Source organism: Methylobacterium sp. E-005 (assembly GCF_022829725.1).
GTDB lineage: Bacteria > Pseudomonadota > Alphaproteobacteria > Rhizobiales > Beijerinckiaceae > Methylobacterium.
Genome location: NZ_JAKSYG010000212.1, coordinates 1 through 22,098, shown reverse-complemented (window position 1 = coordinate 22,098; position 22,098 = coordinate 1). Strand labels below are relative to the sequence as shown.

Sequence of the window (22,098 nt, the reverse complement as noted above, 5' to 3'; positions counted from 1 at the left end):
CGCCCGATGGCACCACCCCAGGTGTCGCAGAGAATTCCTGCATGCGCCGCGATTCTCCGGGCGAACGGCGCTATAGGGCCCTGACGAACGGACGCTCGGATTGGAAACGGGACGTGTAATGGACGATCGCGGTCAAACGGTCTTCGTGGCGGGCCATCGGGGCATGGTGGGCTCGGCCATTGTGCGGCGGCTGCAAGAGCGGGACGACGCGCGGATCCTGACAGCCGAGCGGCAGACCCTCGATCTGCTCGATCAGGCCGCGGTCCGGCAATTCTTCGCCGACAACCGGATCAATCAGGTCTACCTCGCCGCCGCCAAGGTTGGTGGCATCCATGCGAACAACACCTTCCCGGCAGATTTCATTCACGACAATCTCGTCATCCAGGCGAATGTCATCCAGGCCGCTCATCTGACGGGTGTCGATCGGCTGCTGTTCCTGGGCTCCTCGTGCATCTATCCGAAGCTCGCAGACCAGCCGATGCGCGAGGATGCGCTGCTCACCGGCGTGCTGGAGCCGACGAACGAGCCCTATGCCATCGCGAAGATCGCCGGCATCAAGATGTGCGAGAGCTACAACCGCCAGTACGGGCGGCGCTACCGCAGCGTGATGCCGACCAACCTGTACGGGCCCAACGACAATTTCCACCCCGAGAACTCTCACGTCCTGCCGGCGCTGATGCGCCGGCTGCATGAGGCCAAGGCGATGGGCCACGCGAGCGTCACGGTCTGGGGCACGGGCCGGGCGATGCGCGAATTCCTGCACGTGGACGACATGGCCCGTGCGAGCGTGTTCGTGATGGAGCTGGACGATACGGTCTACGCGGCCAATACGCGGCCGGACCTGTCGCACATCAATGTCGGGACGGGGCAGGATTGCACGATCCGCGAGCTTGCCGAGGCGCTGGCCCGGGTGATCGGTTTCGAGGGCCGCCTGGACTTCGACGCGACCAAGCCGGACGGCACGCCGCGCAAGCTCATGGACGTGTCGCGGCTCACATCCATGGGCTGGCAACCGGAGATCGCCCTGGAGGACGGGCTGCGACAGACCTACGGCTGGTTCCTGAACCATCAGGATGACCTGCGTCGCTAGTCAGGCGCTGCGGCGACATCGATCGATTTGCCGAAGGAGAGAGTTCATGGCCCAACGGCCTTCTGACGCCGACGCGTACGCTCAGCGGCAGAAATTCGTGAAGCTTTTCCAGAGCTTCGACACCAATACGCGTTTCCCGACACCCTACGTCCAGTTCGCCGGCAAGCCGCTGGCATGCCCGCCCGACAAAGGCTGGCGCTACGATGGCCTCGGCTATTTCAACACGACGCACGCGGACGCGCGGCCGCCCTCCGAGACGCTGCGGGTCTTCCTCGTGGGCGACAGCACGCTCCTCGACGGGCAGGTCTTCGCCGATACGGTGCCGGGACGGTTGGAAACCGGGCTGAAGCGGGTCCTCGGCGATGGGGCGCGGGTCTACAATTTCGGCGCGATCTCAGCTTGCCTCAACCAGATGATCGCCCTGATCACGACGCGGCTGATGGATCTTCAGCCGGACGTGATCCTGATCGTCGGCGGCGGGACCGATATCTTCCAGCCCTGGAGTTTCGATCCGCGGGCGGGCTACCCCTTCAATCACTTCGCCAGCGAATGCCTCCATGATGTCGTCTTCGACCAGGGCCGGTCCGAGGCCGAAACCGAGCCGCTGTCCTATGAGATCCTGCAGGAGCGGATCTTTGCGCGGCTCGAGAATCTGCGTGCCTTGACGAACTGGCAGTCGGACATCTGGGAATGGGAGGTGGTCCGCCAGTTCGAGCTGGCGTTGAAGCGCCTCGCCCGGCTGGCACCTGGCATCGGCGCGCCGATCCGCTTCTATCTTCAGCCAACCGTCGTCCGAAAGACTGAGCGCGTCGCCGAAGAGGTATCCGCCGCATCAGGGTTGTTCTTGGCGTATCTGGATCGGCAATACGAGCGCTTCGAGGGCGTCCTCAGCCGGCTCGACACTGGCCACGACGCGGCTGCGCCCTTCGCGGCACGGGACTTCAGCCGGCTGTTCGAGGGTGAGAACCGTCTCCTGTTCACCGATATCGTGCATGTCACCTCCGAGGGCCGGCAGATGATGGCGGACAGGCTACAGGCGGAGGTCGCCACGATTCTCGATGCACGGACCGAGGCATCGTCCTGAGCCATGGTGCGACCGATCGTTTTCATCGGTGACTCGATCACCGAGCAGTGGGGCAATCACCGCGCCGCCACGTTTGCCGCCCACGATCTCATTCCCCGCGGGGGATCGGGCCAGACAGCGCGCTGGATCACCATGCGATTCCGCCGCGATCTCGAGGAGACAGGGGCCGGGGGCGTCCACCTCCTGTGCGGGGTCAACGACATCGGTCGCAACGAAGGGTTCTTCGTCCCGGCCGAAGAGATCACCCGGATCCTCGCCAGCATGCTCGACGAGGCCCAGGCGATGGGCGTGAAGGCCTGGGTCGGCTCGATCATGCCGGCCGCCCGGATCCCCTGGAACCCGGAGGTGAAGGACGCCCCCGCGATGATCGCGGCGGTCAACGGGTGGCTGCGCGACAATGCGCACGCGCATGGGGCGACCTACATCGACTACCATTCCGTGTTGACCGACGGATCGGGCGGCCTGCGCCGGTCCTACGGCACCGACGGGCTCCACCTCAGCAAGGCCGGCTACGCGGCGATCGAGCCGCTGATGCTCACCGCCCTCGGTCGCCTTCCGTCCGGCACGGCCGCCGCGACCGCACCGGCGCGCAGATCCCTGCGGCAGCGCATCGCGGCGTTGCTACCCGTCGCCCGCTGATCAGACCCGGCGTACGGCGCCGTGCGCGGCGCTGGTCGTCAGCATCGCGTAGGCGCGCAGGGCCGCGCTGACCTTGCGCTTGCGGGGCTTCGCCGGCAGCCAGCCCGCCGCCGCCTGCTCGGCGCGCCGCCGGTCGAGTTCGCCCGCATCGACCTGGAGGGAGATGCTGCGGGCCGGGATGTCGATCGCGATGGTGTCGCCGTCGCGCACGAGGCCGATCAGACCACCCTCGGCCGCCTCCGGGGAGACGTGACCGATCGAGAGTCCCGAGGACCCGCCGGAGAATCGCCCGTCCGTCACGAGGGCGCAGGCCTTACCCAGACCCTTCGATTTCAGGTAGCTTGTCGGGTACAGCATCTCCTGCATGCCGGGGCCGCCGCGCGGGCCCTCGTAGCGGATCAGCACCACCTCGCCGGCCGTCACCTTGCCGTTGAGGATGCTATCCACCGCGGCGTCCTGGCTCTCGAACACCCGGGCCGTCCCGGTGAACGTCAGGATCGAGGCATCGACGCCCGCGGTCTTCACGATGCAGCCCTGCTCGGCGAGATTGCCGTAGAGCACAGCGAGGCCGCCATCCTGCGAATAGGCATGGGCGGCGTCGCGGATCACGCCGCCTTCCCGGTCGAGATCGAGTTCGTCGAAGCGCGATTCCTGACTGAACGCCACCTGGGTCGGCACGCCGCCCGGGGCCGCCCGGTAGAAGCTCTGGACCGAGGTGGCCGGTTCGCCGCGCACATCCCAGCGCGCGAGCGCCCCGCCGAGCGTCCCGGCCGAGACGTTGCCGACACTTGTATCGATCAGGCCGGCACGGTCGAGTTCGCCCAGGATGGCCATGATGCCGCCCGCCCGGTGCACGTCCTCCATATGGACGTTGGCCACCGCCGGGGCGACCTTGCACAACACCGGCACCCGCCGGGACAGGCGGTCGATATCCGCCATGGTGAAGGGCACCTCGCCCTCATGGGCAGCGGCCAGCAGGTGCAGCACCGTGTTGGTCGAGCCGCCCATGGCGATGTCGAGGGTCATGGCGTTCTCGAACGCCTTGAAGCTCGCCACCGCGCGCGGCAGCACGCCCCCGTCGTCCTGCTCGTAGTGCCGGCGGGCGAGATCGACGATCAGGTGGCCGGCCTCCACGAACAGGCGCTTGCGGTCGGCGTGGGTGGCGAGCACCGATCCATTGCCAGGAAGCGCCAGCCCCAGCGCCTCGGTGAGGCAGTTCATCGAGTTCGCCGTGAACATGCCCGAGCACGAGCCGCAGGTCGGGCAGGCCGAGCGCTCGATCACCGCCACGTCCTCGTCGGAGATCCGGTCGTCGGCGGCCGCGATCATCGCGTCGACGAGATCGACCTTCCTGGCGATGCCCGGCAGCTGGACCTTGCCGGCCTCCATTGGGCCGCCCGAGACGAACACGGTCGGGATGTTGAGGCGGAGCGTCGCCATCAGCATGCCGGGGGTGATCTTGTCGCAGTTCGAGATGCACACCATCGCGTCCGCGCAATGCGCGTTGACCATGTACTCGACCGAGTCGGCGATCAGTTCGCGGGACGGGAGCGAGTAGAGCATCCCGTCATGACCCATGGCGATGCCGTCATCGACCGCGATCGTGTTGAATTCCTTGGCGACGCCGCCCGCCGCCTCGATCTCGCGGGCGACGAGCTGGCCCAGATCCTTGAGGTGAACGTGGCCCGGCACGAACTGCGTGAACGAATTCACCACCGCGATGATCGGCTTGCCGAAATCGGCGTCCTTCATTCCGGTCGCGCGCCAGAGGCCGCGGGCGCCGGCCATGTTGCGGCCGTGGGTCGTGGTGCGGGAACGATAGGCGGGCATCGGCAGGTTCGACTGTTGCGCAGGTGCCGGGCTTCTGCGCCCCTACCGGCCCGCCTGCAAGCGTCGCCGAAGGCCTCGCATCCGTGGCATGCTCCTGGCGGATAGCGGGGCGGAGGCGACATTACGCGATGCGACAGGTGGATTTCCTGCGGCGGGTCATCGATCAGGGGATCGGTCGCACCGAGGCCGATCTCGTCCTCAAGGGCGGGCGTTTCTTCGATCTCGTGACCGGGGATCTCGTTGCGTCCGATATCGCCATTTGCGGTGACCGGATCGTCGGTACCTTCGGGACCTATCGCGGGCGGCGCGAGATCGACATTGCCGGCAAGATCGCGGTGCCGGGCTTCATCGACACCCATTTCCATGTGGAATCGTCGTTGATGCCGCCGCAGGAATTCGAGCGCTGCGTGCTGCCCCACGGGGTGACCACGGGGATTTGCGATCCGCACGAGATGGCCAACGTCCTCGGCGTCGATGCCTTCACGTGGTTTTTGGCTTCGTCCGAGACGCTGGCGATGGATCTGCGGGTGCAGCTCTCCTCCTGCGTCCCGGCGACCGACCATCTGGAGACCTCGGGCGCCCGGATCGATGCGGCCGATCTTCTGCCGTTTGCCGCCCATCCCAAGGTGATCGGGCTCGCCGAGTTCATGAATTTCCCCGGGGTGCTCGCCAGCGATCCCGCGGTGCTGGAAAAGCTCGCCGCCTTCCAGGGCCGGCCCATCGACGGCCACGCCCCGCTGCTGCGAGGCGCGGAGCTCAATGGCTACATCGCCGCCGGCATCCGCACGGAGCATGAGGCGACGACGCCCGAGGAGGCGCTCGAAAAACTCTCGAAGGGTATGACCGTGCTGATCCGGGAGGGCTCGGTCTGCAAGGATCTGCACGCCCTGGCGCCGATCCTGACCGAGCGGACCGCGCCGTTTCTGGCCTTCTGCACCGACGATCGAAACCCCCTCGATATCGCCGAGGAGGGGCATCTCGACTTCGTCATCCGCACCGCCATCGCGCTCGGCGCGCCGCCGCTGGCGGCCTACCGGGCCGCGTCGTGGTCGGCCGCCCGCGCCTTCGGCCTGCACGACCGGGGCCTCGTGGCGCCGGGCCAGCGGGCCGACCTCGTGGTGATCGATGATCTCGCGACCTGCGCGGTCTCACACGTCTTCACGGCCGGCCGGCCGGTGGAGGAGGCCCTGTTCGCCGCCCGCCCGCCCGTCACACCGATCGGCCGCAACAGCATCCGGGCGCGGCGGGTGACAGCCGCGGATTTCGCAGCGCCCGGCTCCGGACCCTCGACACCGGTGATCGGCGTCGTCCCGGGCAAGATCATCACCCTGCGCCACGACCTGTCGCTGCCCTATGCCGGTGGCGAGCGGCAGGTCGATCCTGCCCAGGATGTCATCAAGGTTGCGGTGGTGGAACGCCACGGACGCACGCCCCCGGGTGATCGCGGGATCGGCGTCGCCTTCGTGAAGGGGTTCGGACTGCAGCGCGGCGCCATCGCCTCCTCGGTCGGCCACGACAGCCACAACATCACGGTGGTCGGCGTCGACGAGGCCGATATGGCGGTGGCGGTGAACCGGTTGGGCGAAATCGAAGGCGGCTTCGTCGTCGTCGAGGGCGGACGCGTTCTCGCCGAGATCAGCTTGCCGCTCGCCGGCCTCATGAGCCAGCGCCCGTTCGACACGATTCGACGGGATCTCGTCGCCCTGCGGTCCGCGGCGCGGGGGCTGGGCGTGGTCCTGCCCGAGCCATTCCTGCAGGTGGCGTTTCTGCCGCTGCCGGTCATTCCCCATCTCAAGATCACCGACCGCGGCCTGGTCGATGTCGATCGGTTCTGCCTGATCGACCCCTGAATAACGATTGCGCACAATCTAATCCGGGACTATGCACTGGCCCGCCCGCCCCTAGATGCCGACACGTATCCGAAAACCGGAGAAACATATGCCCGTCGACGTGAAGTACCGCACCACCGCCACCGCCACCGGAGGCCGCGACGGCGCGGCCCGTACCGCCGACGGCAGCTTCGAGGTCAAGCTCGCGACACCGAAGGAGCTCGGCGGCGCGGGCGGTCCCGGCGCGAACCCGGAGCAGCTCTTCGCCTCCGGCTACTCGGCCTGCTTCCTCGGCGCCATGAAGGCCGTGGCGCCCTCGCTGCAGCTGAAGGTCCCGGCCGACACCAGCGTGACCGCCGATGTGGGCATCGGCCCGCGCTCCGAGGGCGGCTTCGGCATCACCGCCGATCTGACGGTCAGCCTTCCGGGCCTCGATCGCGCCGACGCGCAGAAGCTCGTTGATGCCGCCCATCAGGTCTGCCCGTATTCGAACGCGACCCGCGGCAACGTCGATGTCGGGCTGAAGCTCGCCTGACGCGGTCGCGATCCGGGGCGCCCCGATCCCCCCTCGGGGCGTCCACCCATCCCTCGGATGCGGGGACGGCTGCGCAGCCGAAACGGTCGGCTACTCGACTGCCTGCGCGCGCATGCAGAGGCGGCCCGCCTCGTCGAGGGTGATACCTTCGAATCCCGCCGCGCCTCGGCGGCCGCAGACGCGAACACTCTGGTTTGCGGTCATCGGCGACAAGCCGCGATAGCGGAAGATCCGCGGCACCCGCCCCAGCAGCGTGGCAGCGAGGTTCATCAGCAGCGTCGCCTGCATCGGCCCGTGAACCACGAGATCCGCATAGCCCTCGACCTGGGTGGCGTAGGGCTGGTCATAGTGGAAGCGGTGGCCGTTGAACGTCATGGCCGAGTAGCGGAACAGCAAGGTCGGTGTCGCCGGCACGGCCCAGACGTGAGCGTAGGCGCTTGCCTCATCGCGCTCCGCATCGGAACTCCGGCCCGTCTCGGCGCCGGCAGCCTCCCGGTAGACGATGTCCTGCCGCTCGCGAATCGCCACGCCGCGGCCGGTCGCCACCGCGTGCTCGACGGTGACGAAGCAGAGACGTCCGCTGCGCCCCTCCTTGAACACCACATCCCGCACGGTCTCGGTGCGGGTGATCGCATCGCCGACGTGCAATTCCGACACGGTCTCGATCTGGCCGCCGGCCCACATGCGGCGCGGCAGCGGCACGGGGGGCAGGAACCCGCCCTTCGCGGCGTGCCCGTCCGGCCCGAGGGCGTCGGCCGGGGGCGTCTCCGGGGCAAGGCACCAATGCAGAGCGGGGGGCGCCGTCCCATCCGCGACCGGCGCGAGATGCGGTGCGAAGGTCGCGTTGAACTCGGCGATCAAACGCGGCGTGACGAGGTCCGATTGCGCGCGGGTCCGGCCGATCCAGGCGGTCAGGTCGCTCATCTCAGTACGCACGCGGCAGGCCGAGCACGTGCTCGGACAGGTAGGCCAGGATCAAATTCGTCGAGATCGGCGCCACTTGGTAGAGGCGCGTCTCGCGGAACTTGCGTTCCACATCGTATTCCTCGGCGAAGCCAAAGCCGCCATGGGTCTGGATGCAGACGTTGGCCGCCTCGAACGACGCATCAGCGGCGAGCATCTTGGCCATATTGGCTTCGGCGCCCGGATTGGCGCCGCCCTCATAGAGATTCAAAGCCTCGCGCACCATCAGCTCGGCCGCCCGCATGTTGGCGTAGGCCCGGGCGATCGGAAATTGCACGCCCTGGTTGGCGCCGATCGGCCGGCCGAAGACCGAGCGCTCGCCGGCATAGGCCTTCGCCCTGTCGATGAACCATTTGGCATCGCCCACGCATTCGGCGGCGATCAGGATGCGCTCCGCGTTCATGCCGGACAGGATGTAACGAAAGCCCCTGCCCTCCTCGCCGATCAGGTTCTCGGCCGGAACGCGGAGGTTGTCGAAGAACACCTCCGTGGTGGCGTGATTCATCATCGTGCGGATCGGCCGGATGGTGAGGCCGTTGCCCCGCGCCTCCCGCATGTCGACGAGAAGCACCGACAGGCCGTCGGTGCGCTTCATGCCCTCACTGCGCGGTGTCGTCCGGGCGAGGAGCAGCATCAGGTCGGAATGCTCCGCGCGGCTTGTCCAGATCTTCTGCCCGTTGACCACATAGCGGTCGCCCTCGCGCCGTGCCGTGGTTTGCAGGCTGCCGGTATCCGTGCCGGAAGTCGGCTCCGTCACACCGAAGGCCTGCAACCGCAGGCGCCCCTCGGCGATGCCCGGCAGGTACTCGGCCTTCTGAGCCTCCGAGCCGTGCCGGAGCAGCGTGCCCATCGTGTACATCTGTGCGTGGCAGGCGCCACCGTTGCAGCCGGCCCGCTGCACCTCCTCCAGGATCGCAGCGGCCGCCGAGAGCGGGAGACCCGAGCCGCCATACGCTTCCGGGATCAGGACCGAGAGGTAGCCGCTCTCGGTGAGGGCGTTCACGAAGGCGGTCGGGTAGGTCATCTCCCGATCGAGCGCCCGCCAGTAGGAGCCCGGGAAGCCCGCGCAGAGCTTCGCCACCGCTTCCCGGATCTCGGTATAGGCTTCCATGGCTCGCTCCTCAGGCCGTGCGGCCGCCATCGACGGGCAGATCGACACCGGTGATGAATTCGGCTTCGTCCGAGGCCAGAAACAGCGCCGCCGCCGCGATATCGCGGGCTTCCGACATCCGACCCAGCGGGATCGTGCCGATGAACCGCGCGCGGTTCTCGGGCGTGTCGGGCACACCCATGAACTGTTCGAGCAGCCCTGTCGCGCCCATCACCGGACAGAGGGCGTTCACCCGGATCTTCCAGGGCGCGAGTTCCAGCGCCAGCGACTTGGAGGCGAGGCTCGCCGCGCCCTTCGACGCGTTGTACCATGTCAGCCCAGGGCGCGGCCGGAGCGCGGCCGTCGAGCTTACAGTCACGATGACGCCGCCCCCCTGGTCGCGCATCAGGGGGGCGACCGCCCGGACGAAGTGGAAGATCGACTTCACGTTCACGCGGAACACGCGGTCGAACTCCTCCTCGGTCACCTCCAGCAGCGGCTTGTTGCGGTGGGTGGTGCCGGCGTTGTTGATCAGAATGTGCGGATCGCCAAAGCGCTCGCGCGTCGCCGCGACAGCGGCCTCGACCTCGGCGGCGCTGCCGACATCCGCGCCGGCGGCGAAGGCATTCGCACCGATCTCCGACGCCACCCGCTCGGCCGCCGGTCTGTCGATGTCGATGCAGGCGACCCGTGCACCTTCCTCGGCGAAACGGCGGGCGATGCCTGCTCCGAAGCCGCTGCCCGCCCCCGTCACGATCGCGATCTTGCCGTCGAGCCTCATACGCCCCTCCCCTGTCGTGAAGTTCACCGGTCTGCGAATTCCCCGCGGATGCGTGCGCTGTGCTGGCCGATCGCGGGAACCGGACCAAGGGATCGGGCCTGTCCGTCGATCAGGACCGGCGGCGCCACGATATGGGCGGTCCCGCCGGGCGTCTCGACCGCGGCGCGCATCAGAGCGGGATGGGCGGCGAGATCGGCGAGGGTGTTGACGAAGCCGTAGGCAGTGCCGGCCTCCTGAAGTCGGGTCGCCGCGGCTTCGCGGGTCAGCCGCGCCAGGGTGTCGGCCACGCGCCGGTCCACAGTCGTGCGGTTGGCGACCCGGGCGGTGTTGGGCGCGTAGCCCTCGGCGATTGCGAGGTCGGGATCCTCCAGCACCACCGCGCAGAAGCGCGCCCATTCACGTTCGTTCTGGATCGAGATCAGCACGAGGCTGTCGTCGGCGGTCGGGAAGGCGCCGTAGGGACAGATCGAGGGATGGGCGAGGCCGACCCGCTGCGGTTCTTGGCCGGTGCCCTCGAAATAGAGCAGCGGCACGTTCATCCAGTCGGCCGCGCCGCTGAACAGGCTCACCGCGAGAGCGCAGCCCTGGCCCGTGATGCCCCGGGCGATCAGCGCCTCCAGGACCGCGGCGTGGGCGTCCATCCCGCAGGCCACGTCGCAGACCGAGACGCCGACCCGACCGGGACCCGCCGGATGGCCGGTGATGCCGGCGAGCCCGCTCTCGGCCTGGACCAGCAGATCGTAGGCCTTCATGTCGCTGTAGGCGTGGCCGGCACCATAACCAGAGATGTCGACGGTGATCAGGCGCGGATGGCGTGCGCGCAGTTCTGCGGACCCGAAGCCGGCGCGGGCAGCGGCGCCCGGGGCGAGGTTCTGAACGAACACGTCGGCCCGGGCGAGGATCGCGTGGAGCAGGCGCGCATCCTCCGGATCCTTGATATCCGCGACGAGGCTCTCCTTGCCGCGATTGAGCCAGACGAAGTAGCTCGACAGGCCATGGACCGCCGCATCGTAGCCCCGGGCGAAATCGCCCTCCGGGCGCTCGATCTTGATAACTCGCGCCCCGGCATCGGCGAGCCTCGAGGTGCAGTAGGGCGCCGCGACCGCCTGCTCCAGGGTGAGGACAACGAGCCCTCGCAGCGGCAGATTCCGGCTCATCCGCATCCTTCGAATCCGATGGGCCTGCCGGCCTATCCGGACTCATTTGGTTCAGAAGCCGGCCGTGCCAAGCGAAGCGGCGTGACGTGCGTCTCGACTTACTCCGCTGCCCGCAGCGTCGGAGGCCCTCGAACCTCCTCCACCGGCTCGACCGCGGGCTCATCGAGCACGGATTCGGCGGCCTCCGGCTTGTCCCGATAGGAGAAGCGATGGGCCAGTCGGTCGAGGTAGATATAGATCACGGGCGTCGTGAACAGCGTCAGGACTTGGCTGACCGCAAGACCGCCCACCATGGCGTAGCCCAGCGGCTGTCGGATCTCGGACCCGGTGCCATGGGCGAACATGAGCGGGATACCACCGAGCAACGCCGCCATCGTGGTCATCAGGATCGGACGGAAACGCAGCAAAGCGGCCTTCCGGATCGCCTCTTCCGGCGTCAGCCCCTCCTCACGCTCGGCCACGATCGCGAAGTCGACCAGCATGATGCCGTTCTTCTTCACGATGCCGATCAGCAGGATGATGCCGATCAGCGCGATCAGGCTGAAATCGAATCCCGCCCACATCAGCACCGCGAGCGCGCCGACGCCGGCCGAGGGCAGCGTCGACAGGATGGTGATCGGGTGGATGAAGCTCTCATAGAGGATGCCGAGGATCAGATAGACTACGAACAGGGCGGCCAGGATCAGCAGCGGCACCGTCGAGAGCGATTGCTGGAAGGCCTGTGCCGTGCCCTGGAAGCCGCTCGTCACGGTGGGGGGCACCTGCAAGTCCCGCATCGCCTGCGCGATCGCCTCGGTGGCCTGCCCCAGCGCCACGTCGGGGGCGAGGTTGAAACTGATCGTCACCGCCGGGAACTGGCCCTGGTGGTTTACGGCGAGCGGCGCGACCGGCACGGTCGTCCAGCGGGCGAAGGCCGCGAGCGGCACCTGACCACCGCCGTTCGGCGCCTTGATGTAGATCTTGTCCAGGCTGTCGACGCTGCCCTGCAGGGCCGGCAGAACCTCCAGCACCACATGGTAGCTGTTGAGCTGCGTGAAGTACTGCGCGATCTGCCGCTGGCCGAACGCGTCGTAGAGCGTGTCGTCGATGAGCTGAGGCGTGATGCCATAGCGCGAGGCCGCGTCGCGGTCGATCGACAGGGTGAGCGTCGTGCCGCGGGTCTGCTGGTCGGTGGCGACGTCGCGCAGCTCCGGCAGGGTCTTCATCTTGTCGAGGATCTTCGGCGCCCAAGTGTTCAGCTCGGCGAGATTCGGATCCTGAAGCGTGTATTCGAACTGGGTGCGCGAGGTGCGGCCGCCCGTGCGCACGTCCTGCGTCGCCTGGATGAAGGTGCGGATGCCCTCGACCTGCTCCAGCTTCGGCCGCAGCCGCCCGATCACCTGAAAGGCGTTGACGTCGCGCTCATCGCGGGGCTTCAGCGTGATGTACATGCGCCCGGAATTCAGCGCCTGCCCGTTGCCGCCGAGCGACATGCCGACGGTGGCCACCGCCGGATCGGCCTGGACGATGGCGCCGACCTTCTCTTGCAGCGTCTTCATCGCCGAGAACGAGATATCCTGCCCCGCCTCGGTGACGCCGATCATGAAGCCGGTATCCTGCTGCGGGAAGAAGCCTTTCGGGATCGCCACGAACAGGTAGCCGGTCAGCGCCAGCGTCGCGAAGAAGACCAGCAGCGTGACCTTGCGGAAGCGCAGGGCCACGTCGAGGGCGTCCTCATAGAGCGACAGAAGCCAATCGAACCCGGCCTCGCTCATCCGGTAGAGGCGGCCGTGCCGCTCGGCACCGTGCGGCTTGAGGAGCCGTGAGGCCATCATCGGGGTCAGCGTGAGCGAGACGAAGGCGGAGACCGCGATCGTCATCGACAACACGACGGCAAACTCGCGGAACAGACGGCCGATAATGCCGCCCATCAGCAGGAGCGGGATCAGCACCGCAATCAGCGATACCGAGATCGACACGATGGTGAAGCCGATCTCGCCCGCACCCTTGTAGGCGGCCTCCATGGGCCGCATCCCCTCCTCGATGTAGCGGCTGATGTTCTCCAGCACCACGATCGCATCGTCGACCACGAAACCGACCGAGATCGTCAGCGCCATCAGCGAGAGGTTGTCGAGGGTGTAGCCCGCCATCCACATCAGCGCGCAGGCGCCGAGGAGCGCGAGCGGCACGGTCACGCTCGGGATCACGGTCGCCCAGAAGCTGCGCAGGAAGACGAAGATCACCGCCACCACCAGCACGATGGTGAGCAGGAGGGTGAACTGCACGTCCTCGACCGAAGCGCGGATGGTCTGGGTGCGGTCGCTCAGGATGTCGATCTTGATGCCGGCTGGCAGCGTTGCGGTCAGACGCGGCAGCTGCGCCTTGATGCTGTCCACCGTGTCGATCACGTTGGCGCCGGGCTGCTTGAACACCACGAGGAACACGCCGCGCTTGCCGTTGGTCCAGCCGGCCTGCTTGGTGTCCTCCGGCCCGGCGACCGCGCGGCCGATGTCGCGCACGCGCAAGGGCGCGCCGTTCTGGTAGGCGACGATCACGTCGTTCCAGTTCTTCGCCGCGGTCAGCTGGTCGTTGGCGTAGATCGTGTAGCTGTGGCTGCTGCCGTCGATACTGCCCTTGGGGTTGTTGACGGTGGTGAGAGTGAGCTGCGTGCGCACGTCCTCCATCGACAGATTCTTGGCCACGAGCTTGGCGGGATCGAGTTGGATGCGGATCGCCGGCTTCTGCTGGCCGCCGATGAACACCTGCGCCACGCCGGAGATCTGGCTGATGCGCTGGGCGAGTTGCACGTCGACCGCGTCATCTACCTCGATCAACGGCATCGTGTCGGAGGTGGCCGAGAGCAGGAGGATCGGTGAATCGGCCGGGTTGACCTTCCGGTAGGTCGGCGGGGTCGGCAGGTTCTTCGGGAGCTGGCCGCTGGCGGCGTTGATCGCCGCCTGGATGTCGCTCGCCGCCCCGTCGATGTTCCGGTTCAGGTCGAACTGAACGGTGATCGACGAGATCCCGAGGGAACTCTGGGACGTCATCTGTGAGACGCCCGGGATCTGCGAGAATTGCCGCTCCAGGGGCTGCGCCACGGAGGACGCCATGGTTTCCGGGCTCGCGCCGGGCAGCTGTGCCGTCACCTGGATCGTCGGGAAGTCCACCTGCGGCAGCGGCGCGACGCCCAGCAGCGGATAGGCCACCACCCCGAGGAACAGGATGCCGACCATGATCAGCGTGGTCGCCACCGGGAACCGGATGAAGGGCGCGGAGATGCCGCCTTTCATCGCCGGATCCCGCGCCGCTGCCGATCCATCGTCCGGGTGATCCAGCGCATCAGCGGTGCGCCTCGACCTGAGGCTTGGACGTATCCGCCTGCGCCGCGCCGGAGGCGTGCGCCTCAGCGACCACGCTGCCGTCCTGCACCTTGTACTGACCGGCCGTGATGACGCGCGCACCCGGCTTCAGGTCGCCGCTCATGATCTGCGTACGGCCCGAATCGGATCGCCCGGCTTTCAGGGACACTTGGTGGGCGTGGTCGTTGTCATCGACCACGAAAGCGAAGAGCCCATCGGGCCCGTGCTGGATCGCGTTGTCCGGCACGGTCGTGGCGCTTGCGACGATCCCGACCCGCATCTTGGTCGAGACCGACAGGCCCGGCCAGAGCGCGTGGTTCTGGTTCCCGTACACGGCCTTGAGGCGGATCGTGCCGGTCGCGGTGTCGACTTGGTTGTTGAACAAGGCGAGCCTGCCGTCAGCGAGCTTGGTGACCCCGTCCGAGCTCCAGGCCTCGACGGGAACGTCCCCGGTCCGCATGGCCGCGGTAATGGCGGGAAGCTGGTCCTCCGGCGCGGTGAACACCACGAAGATCGGCTCGACTTGGGTGATCGTCACGATCGGAGTCTGGCCCGCGGCGGTGACGATGTTGCCGATATCGACCTGACGGAAGCCGGTCATGCCGGCGATCGGGGCCCGGACCGTGGCGTAGCCGAGCTGAGTCGTAGCGTTGTCGATGGCGGCCTGATCGGAGGCGACCTGCGCGGTCAGCTGCGCGACCAGGGCGGTCTGCGTCTCAGTCTGCTGCCGCGACGCATACGCACCGAGCCCCGTATACCGGACGAGGTCGGCCTTGGCGTTGTTGAGGTTGGCGGTGTCCTGATCCTTCTTGGCTTTCGCCTGATCCAGCGTCGCCTGATAGGGGCGCGGATCGATCTGGACGAGGACATCGCCCTTGTGAACGTTCTGCCCCTCGCGGAACGCGACCTGCTGGATCTCGCCGTCGACCCGGGTGCGAACCTGAACGGTATTGTAGGCCTGGACGGTGCCAAGCCCGTTCGACACGAGGGCGAACGGGCCCTGCTCGACGGTGCCGAGCGTCACCGGAACGGGTCGCGGCGCGGCAGCCTTCGGCTTCGCCTCCGGCTGGTTGAGGCGCGTGTAGCCATAGGCGCCGCCACCTGCCGCAGCGAGCAGGATCAATATCAGCGCGAAGCCTCGGGTCCGCCTTGGCCGGCTGCCGGCCGGCCGCCGCGGGTCGCCCCTGCCCGGCGCCGGCTCGATCTCATCCGATCGAGACACGGCGTGATGATCCGCATCATCGCTCAGCATGCGCTCACATCCGCCCCTCGAACCGACCATGAGGCCGCCGGGAATATTTTGCATTCAGTAGCATACAATCCGAGCGATCCACATCGGTGCGGTTCGGCAATCCGGCGCGGGCGCGCCGCGGGCAGAGCGAACAATCGACCTGACGGCGCGCGCGCGGCACGCATCGCGTCGAGCCGATCGCGCGCCACCCCTGATTCCGCGCTTATGCGGAGCCGGCGGAATGCAGCCCGGGACACAGTGCCAAACCTTGCATAGCCTCCATCGGGAGCAAACTGTGCCGGTGGAGCGGCACTTCTCGTGCCGGATTTCGGATCCGGTCCCGCCGATGCTCCCCCGGTCGACGGGCGGGGTATGCCTGGGGACCGTGGCGCGCCCGCCCAACCGCCGCCCGCGCGGCCACACACCTTGCAAGCACCCGACAGGTGCAAAACCTGGGGGCGCGGCGTACCTTCGGCACCGTCGCGTCGTCTGATCGATGGCGCGTCGCACCCTTCCCGCCCCTTCGGCCGACGCTTCCGCGACGGATCGCTGAGCTCAGAACGCTGCATGGCCCCGACGCTGGAACTGGACGGCCTGAATGAGCTGCATGCCGCACTCATCGAGGAACGGCAGATCATTGTCGCATCGGTTCGAAAGCTGCGCGAGACGCGGCGGCAGAAGGGCAGCTTCGTGCTGGGCGACGGATCGGAGGCTGGACTACGCTTCGTCGCCGTACAGCAGCAGATCGATGTGGTCGAAGCCGTCATCGCCACGTTGACCGGATCCCAGGCCTGATAAACTGCCCGTGCGAAACGCCGGGCAGTCGCGACGCCGCCCGCGGGCGGCGGGATCCTGTAGGATGCGCCGGTGTCCAAGATGTTTCTGACAGGTCGAGGGCGAGAAACGGACCTCGCCACCTCGCGAGTCCGAGGGGCCTGCTCTGCTGGAGAGATAGGGCGCCTGTCCCGCTGGACGCGAGCTGAGACACACAGGCGTGTGACTACGATTTCACACTCCGGCGCTGTCGAGGCGCCGTCTCCAGCTTTGCTTTAGGCGGTGCTTCGAAGCGAGCTCTGTTGGCCGCCGGCTTTCGCGTGACGATGCCGGCTCATTGTCGAAGCGAGGGGGCGGCTTCGGGCTCGACCAGCCAATCTCCGGCCTGTAGTGGACGGCCGCTCACGGCTCGGATCCGTTACGATGGACGCCTTCGATCAGACCCCTTCGCCGCGCGACGCGGACGTCCGCAACGATCTTGGGCAAGATCCCGAGACGATCGCCCTTTGGCTGGCCCTCGACGCGGATCGGCGGTCGCGCGACGAGCGCACGGAGCGGCTGCGCGCCATGCGCCTGATCGGCGGTGAGGACGACGCAGCCTGATCAATCCTCGCGCAGGACACCGTCGGTGACCCGGGCGGCCAGCGCGTACCCAACCGCCATGGCCATGGCCTCGGCATGGGCGATCAGCGTCGGGTCGCCGGCATCGCGGGCTGCCTCCAGGAGCGCGACCGCGTGGCGTCCGAGGCGGAGTTCGATCTCCGCGTCGGCTGCATGGGCGGCTCCCCCGGCACGGTCGTTCTGAGTGCGATCAATCATGGGCATGGGTCGAGCTTGAGGGGAACGCGGCCGCGCCGAAGGGCGATGACGCGGCGATCCAGGCTTGGGTGTTCATGACATCCCCGAAGGCGCGTAGAACGGCGCTCACCGAGCGGTGGATGTCTGCGGCGGCGATCCCATCGAGACCGTGGCTCGCGGAGGCATCGCTGAGGAAGGTGATGTCCTGACCGCGGTGGTAACCGTCGATCGCGGTGGCGAGGCAGGCGGCTTCACCCGCAAAGCCCGCGATGACGAGGGGCGGACAGCCACGCTCCATGACGTCGGCAAAGGCCGGACTGGCGTAACAGGAGGGCCGGTCCCGATCGAAGATCATGTCGCAGCTCTGCGGCCCGAAGCCGTCGATCCAACGCGCGAAGCGCGTTCCGGCCTGGAACAAAGGCGCGCCGATCCAGCGGACGTAGGCGACCTGGATGCCGCTTTCGCGGGCGTGGTCCAGGGCGAGCCGGCAATTCGCGAGCGCCGGACCGATGCTCGGGAGCGCGAGCGGCCGGCCCGCGATCTCGTATTCCTGCTGCATGTCGACCAGCACCAGCACCGGGACGCTGCGTGGCCGCCGATAGAGCGCCGGATTGATCTGGCGCATCACAGGGCGACCTTGGTGTCGACGGAAGGCCGGGTCACGGCGCGGCTTCGCGAGCGATCGAGGGCCCCCGCCCGGTGCCAGCGGCCCTCCGGCCGAATGATGACGTAGGGATCGATGCCGATCCCGATCGCCTGGGGATGGGGTTCCGCCTCCAGCAGCATTTCAACGTAGTCGAAGTCGGAGAACACGAGTTCCTGCGCGCCCTCGAACACGCGGAAGCCGAAGCGGCTCCAGAAGCCGACGAGGCGCTTCTGCGCGTGCCCGTAGAGGCGGCGATAGCCTTTCACCCGGGCGAGTTCGATTCCGGCGCGGACGAGGGCGAAGGCCATGCGGGTGTTGCGATACTCGGCCCGGACCGCCAGCCGCTCGATCTTCGCGAAATCCGCGAAGAACCGAATCCGCAAGCATCCCGCGGGCTCATCGCCGACATAGCCGATCAGGTGGGTGGCCGAGAGGTCGTTTCCGTCGAACTCCTCCTCGTACGGGCAGGCCTGCTCCGCCATGTAGACGGTGGCGCGCAACGCGATGACGCGCGACAGATCCTCCATGCTCCGGGCCACCGCGACGCTTGTCCCAGTCCCGCCGGGGCGGTGGCTGTCATAGCTCGGTGCCGTCTCGGGCTTCGATCCGCGGGCGAAGTGGTAGAGGCCGCCGTGATGGGCGCTGGGCGGTTCGAAACCCAAGGTGGTCAGGAGCGCTGCGCCTTCCGGCGTCGCGGCCCGCGCGTAGAAGTCGACCCCCTGATAGTTCGGGCTGGACAGCCGATCGAAGACGAGGCCGACACCACCCGCAAGCCGCCGGCGCGCGTAGACGGCCCAGACGTAGATGCCGGCCGGGCGCTCGTGCTGACCCGCCAGCATCGAGACGGGCGGATCGGACGCATCGAAGGTGCCGGCTCTCAGAGCCGCGAGCCCTGCGGCGTTCAGCATCAGGCAGGCAACGAGGCCTTCGCCCCGGGGGGCACCCGCATCGAACTTGTGCCGGTGAGCGATGGCGAGAACGCTATCCGGATTGTGGGACATCACCCGCTGAACGATCTGCGGTGGCGCGAGGTCCGGCAGATCAGCCCGCGCGGCTTCGATCAACCGCGCGAGGTCGGTCGGCGCCGGCATGAACACCACGAGATGCCGGGCGACCCGCTCGATCCGGATGGCGCCGAGCTCATGCCGCTGCCGACCGGTGATTGGTGAATGCCCAAGTCGATCCGAATACCCGGGGACGAATTGAGAGCGATCGACGTGCACCGTCATCGGATGACCTGTCATTCGGTTTCGGATTGACCGTCGAGCACTTCGCATCTAGCGCTCCAGCTGTATGTGCAAAATTCGGAACAGGGGCGTTCCATAGATGGAACAGGTCGCGCCGGCCCCGGACCTGATGCCCGATTGGCAGAGCATCCGGGTCTTCCTCGTGCTCGAGCGGGCCGGGAGCTTCCGGGCTGCCGCCGCACAACTCGGCCTGTCGGTGAATTCGGTGCGCCGGCGGATCGGCGATCTCGAATCCCTGATCGGAGCGCCGCTGCTCACACGCCATGTGGACGGCATACGGCTGACCGCCGAGGGGCAGGCGATCCTGAAATCCGCTGGCCGGATGGAGGCCGCCGCCTTCGGGCTGTTGCGGGCTGGCGAGGCCGCACCCTTTTCGGAAACCGGCGAGGTGCGGATCGCGGTGACCGAGGGCCTCGGCGCCTTCTGGCTCGCGCCGCGGCTCGTCGAATTCCAGCGGGCCAATCCGCGCCTCACCGTCGATCTGCGCTGCGCGATGGAATCCGCCGATGTCCTGCGTCTGGAGGCGGACATCGCCATCCAGCTGACCCGGCCGACGAGCCCCGATCTGCGGATGGTCAAGCTCGGGCGGATCCACCTTCTGCCGTATGCGGCACGCGAGTACGAAGAGACCTACGGAATTCCTGCCTCTCCGGAGGAGCTGACGCGCCACAGGATCGTGGTCCAGGCGAGCGGCCAGACGATCCGCCTCGACGAATACAGCCGGGGGATCCCGGGTTTCCCCGCCACGGTACCGATCGCCCTGAAGATCAACGTCAGCAGTGCGTATTACTGGGCGATCGCCAAGGGCGCCGGGATCGGCCTGCTGCCCACCTATGCCAGCGCGATCGGCGCCCGGGTCGTGCCGGTCGACAATCTCGGCCGGTACAGCCTCGACATCTGGTTGACCTACCATCCGGACGTCGAACGCATCGAGCGGGTTCGCCGGACCATCGATTGGGTCCGCGCCGCCTTCGACCCGCGGCGTTATCCGTGGTTCCGGGACGAATTCATCCACCCCCGGGATCTGCCGACCGCGATCAAGGGGGCACCTCTCCACGACCTGTTCGCCGGGTTCACCGCGATGACACCCTGATCGGAACGGCCGGATTTCGTACCCTTGACCGCGCCGCGCGCATGATCCTTGCTCCCGCCGTCGTGACGACGAGGTTGCCCGTGCTGCTGACACCCCGCGAGAAGGACAAGCTGCTGATCGCCATGGCGGCCCAGGTGGCGCGCAACCGCCTGGCCCGTGGCGTGAAGCTCAATCACCCTGAGGCCGTGGCGTTGATCACCGACTTCGTGGTCGAGGGCGCCCGGGACGGCCGCACTGTCGCCGATCTGATGCAGGCGGGCGCCACCGTGCTGAGCGTCGATCAGGTGATGGAGGGTGTCGCCGAGATGATCCACGACATCCAGGTCGAGGCCACCTTCCCGGACGGCACGAAGCTGGTGACGGTCCATCACCCGATTCGCGGCGCGGCCTCCGCCGACGTCCCCGGTGCGGTGACGACGCTGCCCGGCGAGATCGTGTTCAACGACGGCGCCGAGCGCACCGTGCTCGAGGTCGCCAATACGGGCGACCGCCCGATCCAGGTCGGCTCGCACTACCACTTTTACGAGGTCAATCCGGGCCTCGTCTTCGCCCGGGAGCAGGCCCGCGGCAAGCGGCTCGACATTGCCCCTGGAACGGCCGTCCGCTTCGAGCCGGGGTCGACCCGGGAGGTGACGCTGGTGCCGCTCTCGGGCGGCCGCACCGTCTACGGCTTCCGCGGCAACGTGATGGGGCACTTGTAACAATGGCCAACACCCCGAAGCCCGCCAGCCTGCCCCGTGCCGCCTATGCCGACATGTTCGGCCCGACGGTCGGCGACCGCATCCGCCTCGCCGATACCAGTCTGGAAATCACGGTCGAACGTGATTTCACCACCTACGGTGAGGAGGTGAAGTTCGGCGGCGGCAAGGTCATCCGCGACGGCATGGGCCAAAGCCAGGTGACGAATGCCGGGGGCGCCGTCGACACGGTCATCACGAACGCCGTCGTGCTCGACCATTGGGGCATCGTAAAGTGCGATATCGGGATTGTCCGCGGACGGATCTTCCGGCTCGGCAAGGCCGGCAACCCGGACGTGCAGCCGGGCGTGGACATCGTGGTCGGCCCCGGTACCGAGGTCATCGCCGGTGAGGGCAAGATTCTCACCGCCGGGGGCTTCGACAGCCACATCCACTTCATCTGCCCGCAGCAGATCGAGGAGGCTTTGTGCTCCGGCGTCACCACGATGCTCGGGGGCGGCACCGGGCCGGCGCACGGCACCTTCGCCACCACCTGCACACCAGGCCCCTGGCACATCGCCCGGATGATCGAGGCCGCCGACGCCTTCCCGATGAACCTCGCCTTCGCCGGCAAGGGCAACGCATCACGGCCGGAGAGCCTCGTCGAGATGGTGCGGGCCGGCGCCTGCGCGCTGAAGCTGCATGAGGATTGGGGGACGACGCCGGCCGCGATCGACACCTGTTTGTCGGTGGCCGATGCCCACGACATCCAGGTCATGATCCACACCGACACGCTCAATGAATCGGGCTTCGTCGAGGACACGATCGCGGCCTTCAAGGGCCGGACCATCCACGCCTTCCACACGGAGGGCGCCGGCGGCGGCCACGCGCCCGACATCATCAAGGTGGCCGGCCTGCCCAACGTGCTGCCCTCCTCGACCAACCCGACGCGGCCCTACACGCGCAACACCATCGACGAGCATCTCGATATGCTGATGGTGTGCCACCACCTCGACCCGTCGATCCCCGAGGACCTCGCCTTCGCGGAGAGCCGGATCCGCCGCGAGACCATCGCGGCCGAGGACATCCTGCACGATCTCGGCGCGCTCTCGATGATGTCGTCCGACAGTCAGGCGATGGGGCGAGTCGGAGAGGTCATCATCCGCACGTGGCAGACCGCCGACAAGATGAAGCGCCAGCGCGGTGCGCTCCCCGGCGATGCCACCGGCACGGACAATCTGCGCGCGCGGCGCTACGTGGCGAAATACACGATCAATCCCGCCATCGCTCACGGGA

General features: G+C 67.7%; 20 protein-coding genes. 10 read left to right on the top strand and 10 right to left on the bottom strand.

Translation table 11 applies throughout. The features are described 5' to 3' along the window. Window positions 1–118: 118 nt before the first annotated feature. From MKK88_RS24910 to MKK88_RS24900, 3 genes are read left to right on the top strand one after another with little or no spacing between them, the layout of a single operon-like run. Complete coding sequence (locus MKK88_RS24910; protein WP_244004547.1) at window positions 119–1,090, top strand: GDP-L-fucose synthase family protein; 972 nt, start codon at window positions 119–121, stop codon at window positions 1,088–1,090. Window positions 1,091–1,136: 46 nt separating this feature from the next. Continuing rightward, window positions 1,137–2,174 (top strand): SGNH/GDSL hydrolase family protein, encoded by a 1,038-nt coding sequence (locus tag MKK88_RS24905; protein ID WP_244004545.1) that lies wholly within the window; start codon window positions 1,137–1,139, stop codon window positions 2,172–2,174. A 3-nt stretch (window positions 2,175–2,177) separates the two neighbouring features. Further along, a complete protein-coding gene (locus MKK88_RS24900) occupies window positions 2,178–2,813 on the top strand; it encodes a GDSL-type esterase/lipase family protein (RefSeq protein WP_244004543.1) in 636 nt (211 codons plus the stop codon). Here the strand turns inward: MKK88_RS24900 and ilvD are convergent, their stop codons facing one another. Next, complete coding sequence (ilvD, locus tag MKK88_RS24895; RefSeq protein ID WP_244004541.1) at window positions 2,814–4,643, bottom strand: dihydroxy-acid dehydratase; 1,830 nt, start codon at window positions 4,641–4,643, stop codon at window positions 2,814–2,816. It lies immediately after the preceding gene. Window positions 4,644–4,771: 128 nt separating this feature from the next. On the opposite strand from ilvD, the gene ade reads away from it, so the two are divergent. Continuing rightward, on the top strand, window positions 4,772–6,493 hold the full coding sequence (gene ade, locus MKK88_RS24890; RefSeq protein ID WP_244004539.1) for an adenine deaminase: 1,722 nt from the start codon (window positions 4,772–4,774) through the stop codon (window positions 6,491–6,493). An 88-nt stretch (window positions 6,494–6,581) separates the two neighbouring features. Next, on the top strand, window positions 6,582–7,007 hold the full coding sequence (locus MKK88_RS24885; RefSeq protein WP_244004537.1) for an organic hydroperoxide resistance protein: 426 nt from the start codon (window positions 6,582–6,584) through the stop codon (window positions 7,005–7,007). A gap of 90 nt (window positions 7,008–7,097) precedes the next feature. On the opposite strand, the gene MKK88_RS24880 is transcribed toward MKK88_RS24885, so the two are convergent. The 6 genes from MKK88_RS24880 to MKK88_RS24855 all read right to left on the bottom strand — a co-directional run bounded on the left by MKK88_RS24880 (window position 7,098) and on the right by MKK88_RS24855 (window position 15,588). Beyond that, window positions 7,098–7,931, bottom strand: a complete 834-nt coding sequence (locus MKK88_RS24880; protein WP_244004535.1) for a MaoC family dehydratase N-terminal domain-containing protein — start codon at window positions 7,929–7,931, stop codon at window positions 7,098–7,100. Between the two features lies 1 nt (window position 7,932). After that, window positions 7,933–9,081 (bottom strand): acyl-CoA dehydrogenase family protein, encoded by a 1,149-nt coding sequence (locus tag MKK88_RS24875; protein ID WP_244004533.1) that lies wholly within the window; start codon window positions 9,079–9,081, stop codon window positions 7,933–7,935. 10 nt (window positions 9,082–9,091) lie between these two features. After that, a complete protein-coding gene (locus MKK88_RS24870; RefSeq protein WP_244004531.1) occupies window positions 9,092–9,841 on the bottom strand; it encodes a glucose 1-dehydrogenase in 750 nt (249 codons plus the stop codon). A 23-nt stretch (window positions 9,842–9,864) separates the two neighbouring features. Further along, a complete protein-coding gene (locus MKK88_RS24865) occupies window positions 9,865–10,998 on the bottom strand; it encodes a CaiB/BaiF CoA transferase family protein (protein WP_244004529.1) in 1,134 nt (377 codons plus the stop codon). A gap of 98 nt (window positions 10,999–11,096) precedes the next feature. Further along, a complete protein-coding gene (locus MKK88_RS24860; RefSeq protein ID WP_244004528.1) occupies window positions 11,097–14,267 on the bottom strand; it encodes a multidrug efflux RND transporter permease subunit in 3,171 nt (1,056 codons plus the stop codon). Window positions 14,268–14,316: 49 nt separating this feature from the next. Continuing rightward, window positions 14,317–15,588, bottom strand: coding sequence for an efflux RND transporter periplasmic adaptor subunit (locus tag MKK88_RS24855; RefSeq protein ID WP_279602521.1), 1,272 nt, complete (start codon window positions 15,586–15,588; stop codon window positions 14,317–14,319). A 546-nt stretch (window positions 15,589–16,134) separates the two neighbouring features. Here MKK88_RS24855 and MKK88_RS24850 point away from each other — a divergent pair. Continuing rightward, the gene (locus MKK88_RS24850) at window positions 16,135–16,362 is read left to right on the top strand and encodes an HOOK family protein (protein ID WP_244004524.1); all 228 of its coding nucleotides are present in this window, start codon (window positions 16,135–16,137) and stop codon (window positions 16,360–16,362) included. Window positions 16,363–16,764: 402 nt separating this feature from the next. Continuing rightward, window positions 16,765–16,944 (top strand): hypothetical protein, encoded by a 180-nt coding sequence (locus tag MKK88_RS24845; protein ID WP_244004522.1) that lies wholly within the window; start codon window positions 16,765–16,767, stop codon window positions 16,942–16,944. Here the strand turns inward: MKK88_RS24845 and MKK88_RS24840 are convergent, their stop codons facing one another. Genes MKK88_RS24840 through MKK88_RS33945 form a run of 3 tightly spaced genes read right to left on the bottom strand, consistent with a single transcriptional unit; the run spans window position 16,945 to window position 19,014 of the window. Further along, window positions 16,945–17,160, bottom strand: a complete 216-nt coding sequence (locus tag MKK88_RS24840; RefSeq protein WP_244004520.1) for a hypothetical protein — start codon at window positions 17,158–17,160, stop codon at window positions 16,945–16,947. After that, window positions 17,153–17,764: a cysteine hydrolase gene (locus MKK88_RS24835; RefSeq protein WP_244004518.1), complete on the bottom strand. Its 612-nt coding sequence runs from the start codon at window positions 17,762–17,764 to the stop codon at window positions 17,153–17,155. The genes MKK88_RS24840 and MKK88_RS24835 overlap by 8 nt, the downstream gene beginning before the upstream one ends. Next, window positions 17,764–19,014: a GNAT family N-acetyltransferase gene (locus MKK88_RS33945; protein ID WP_279602520.1), complete on the bottom strand. Its 1,251-nt coding sequence runs from the start codon at window positions 19,012–19,014 to the stop codon at window positions 17,764–17,766. The genes MKK88_RS24835 and MKK88_RS33945 overlap by 1 nt, the downstream gene beginning before the upstream one ends. A gap of 97 nt (window positions 19,015–19,111) precedes the next feature. Between MKK88_RS33945 and MKK88_RS24825 the strand changes: the two genes are divergently transcribed. The 3 genes from MKK88_RS24825 to ureC all read left to right on the top strand — a co-directional run. Further along, window positions 19,112–20,125, top strand: coding sequence for a LysR family transcriptional regulator (locus MKK88_RS24825; RefSeq protein WP_244004516.1), 1,014 nt, complete (start codon window positions 19,112–19,114; stop codon window positions 20,123–20,125). A gap of 80 nt (window positions 20,126–20,205) precedes the next feature. Beyond that, window positions 20,206–20,826, top strand: a complete 621-nt coding sequence (locus MKK88_RS24820) for an urease subunit gamma (RefSeq protein WP_244004514.1) — start codon at window positions 20,206–20,208, stop codon at window positions 20,824–20,826. 2 nt (window positions 20,827–20,828) lie between these two features. Continuing rightward, window positions 20,829–22,098, top strand: a 1,270-nt coding sequence (gene ureC / locus MKK88_RS24815; RefSeq protein ID WP_244004512.1) for an urease subunit alpha, incomplete at its 3' end; no start/stop codon positions are given.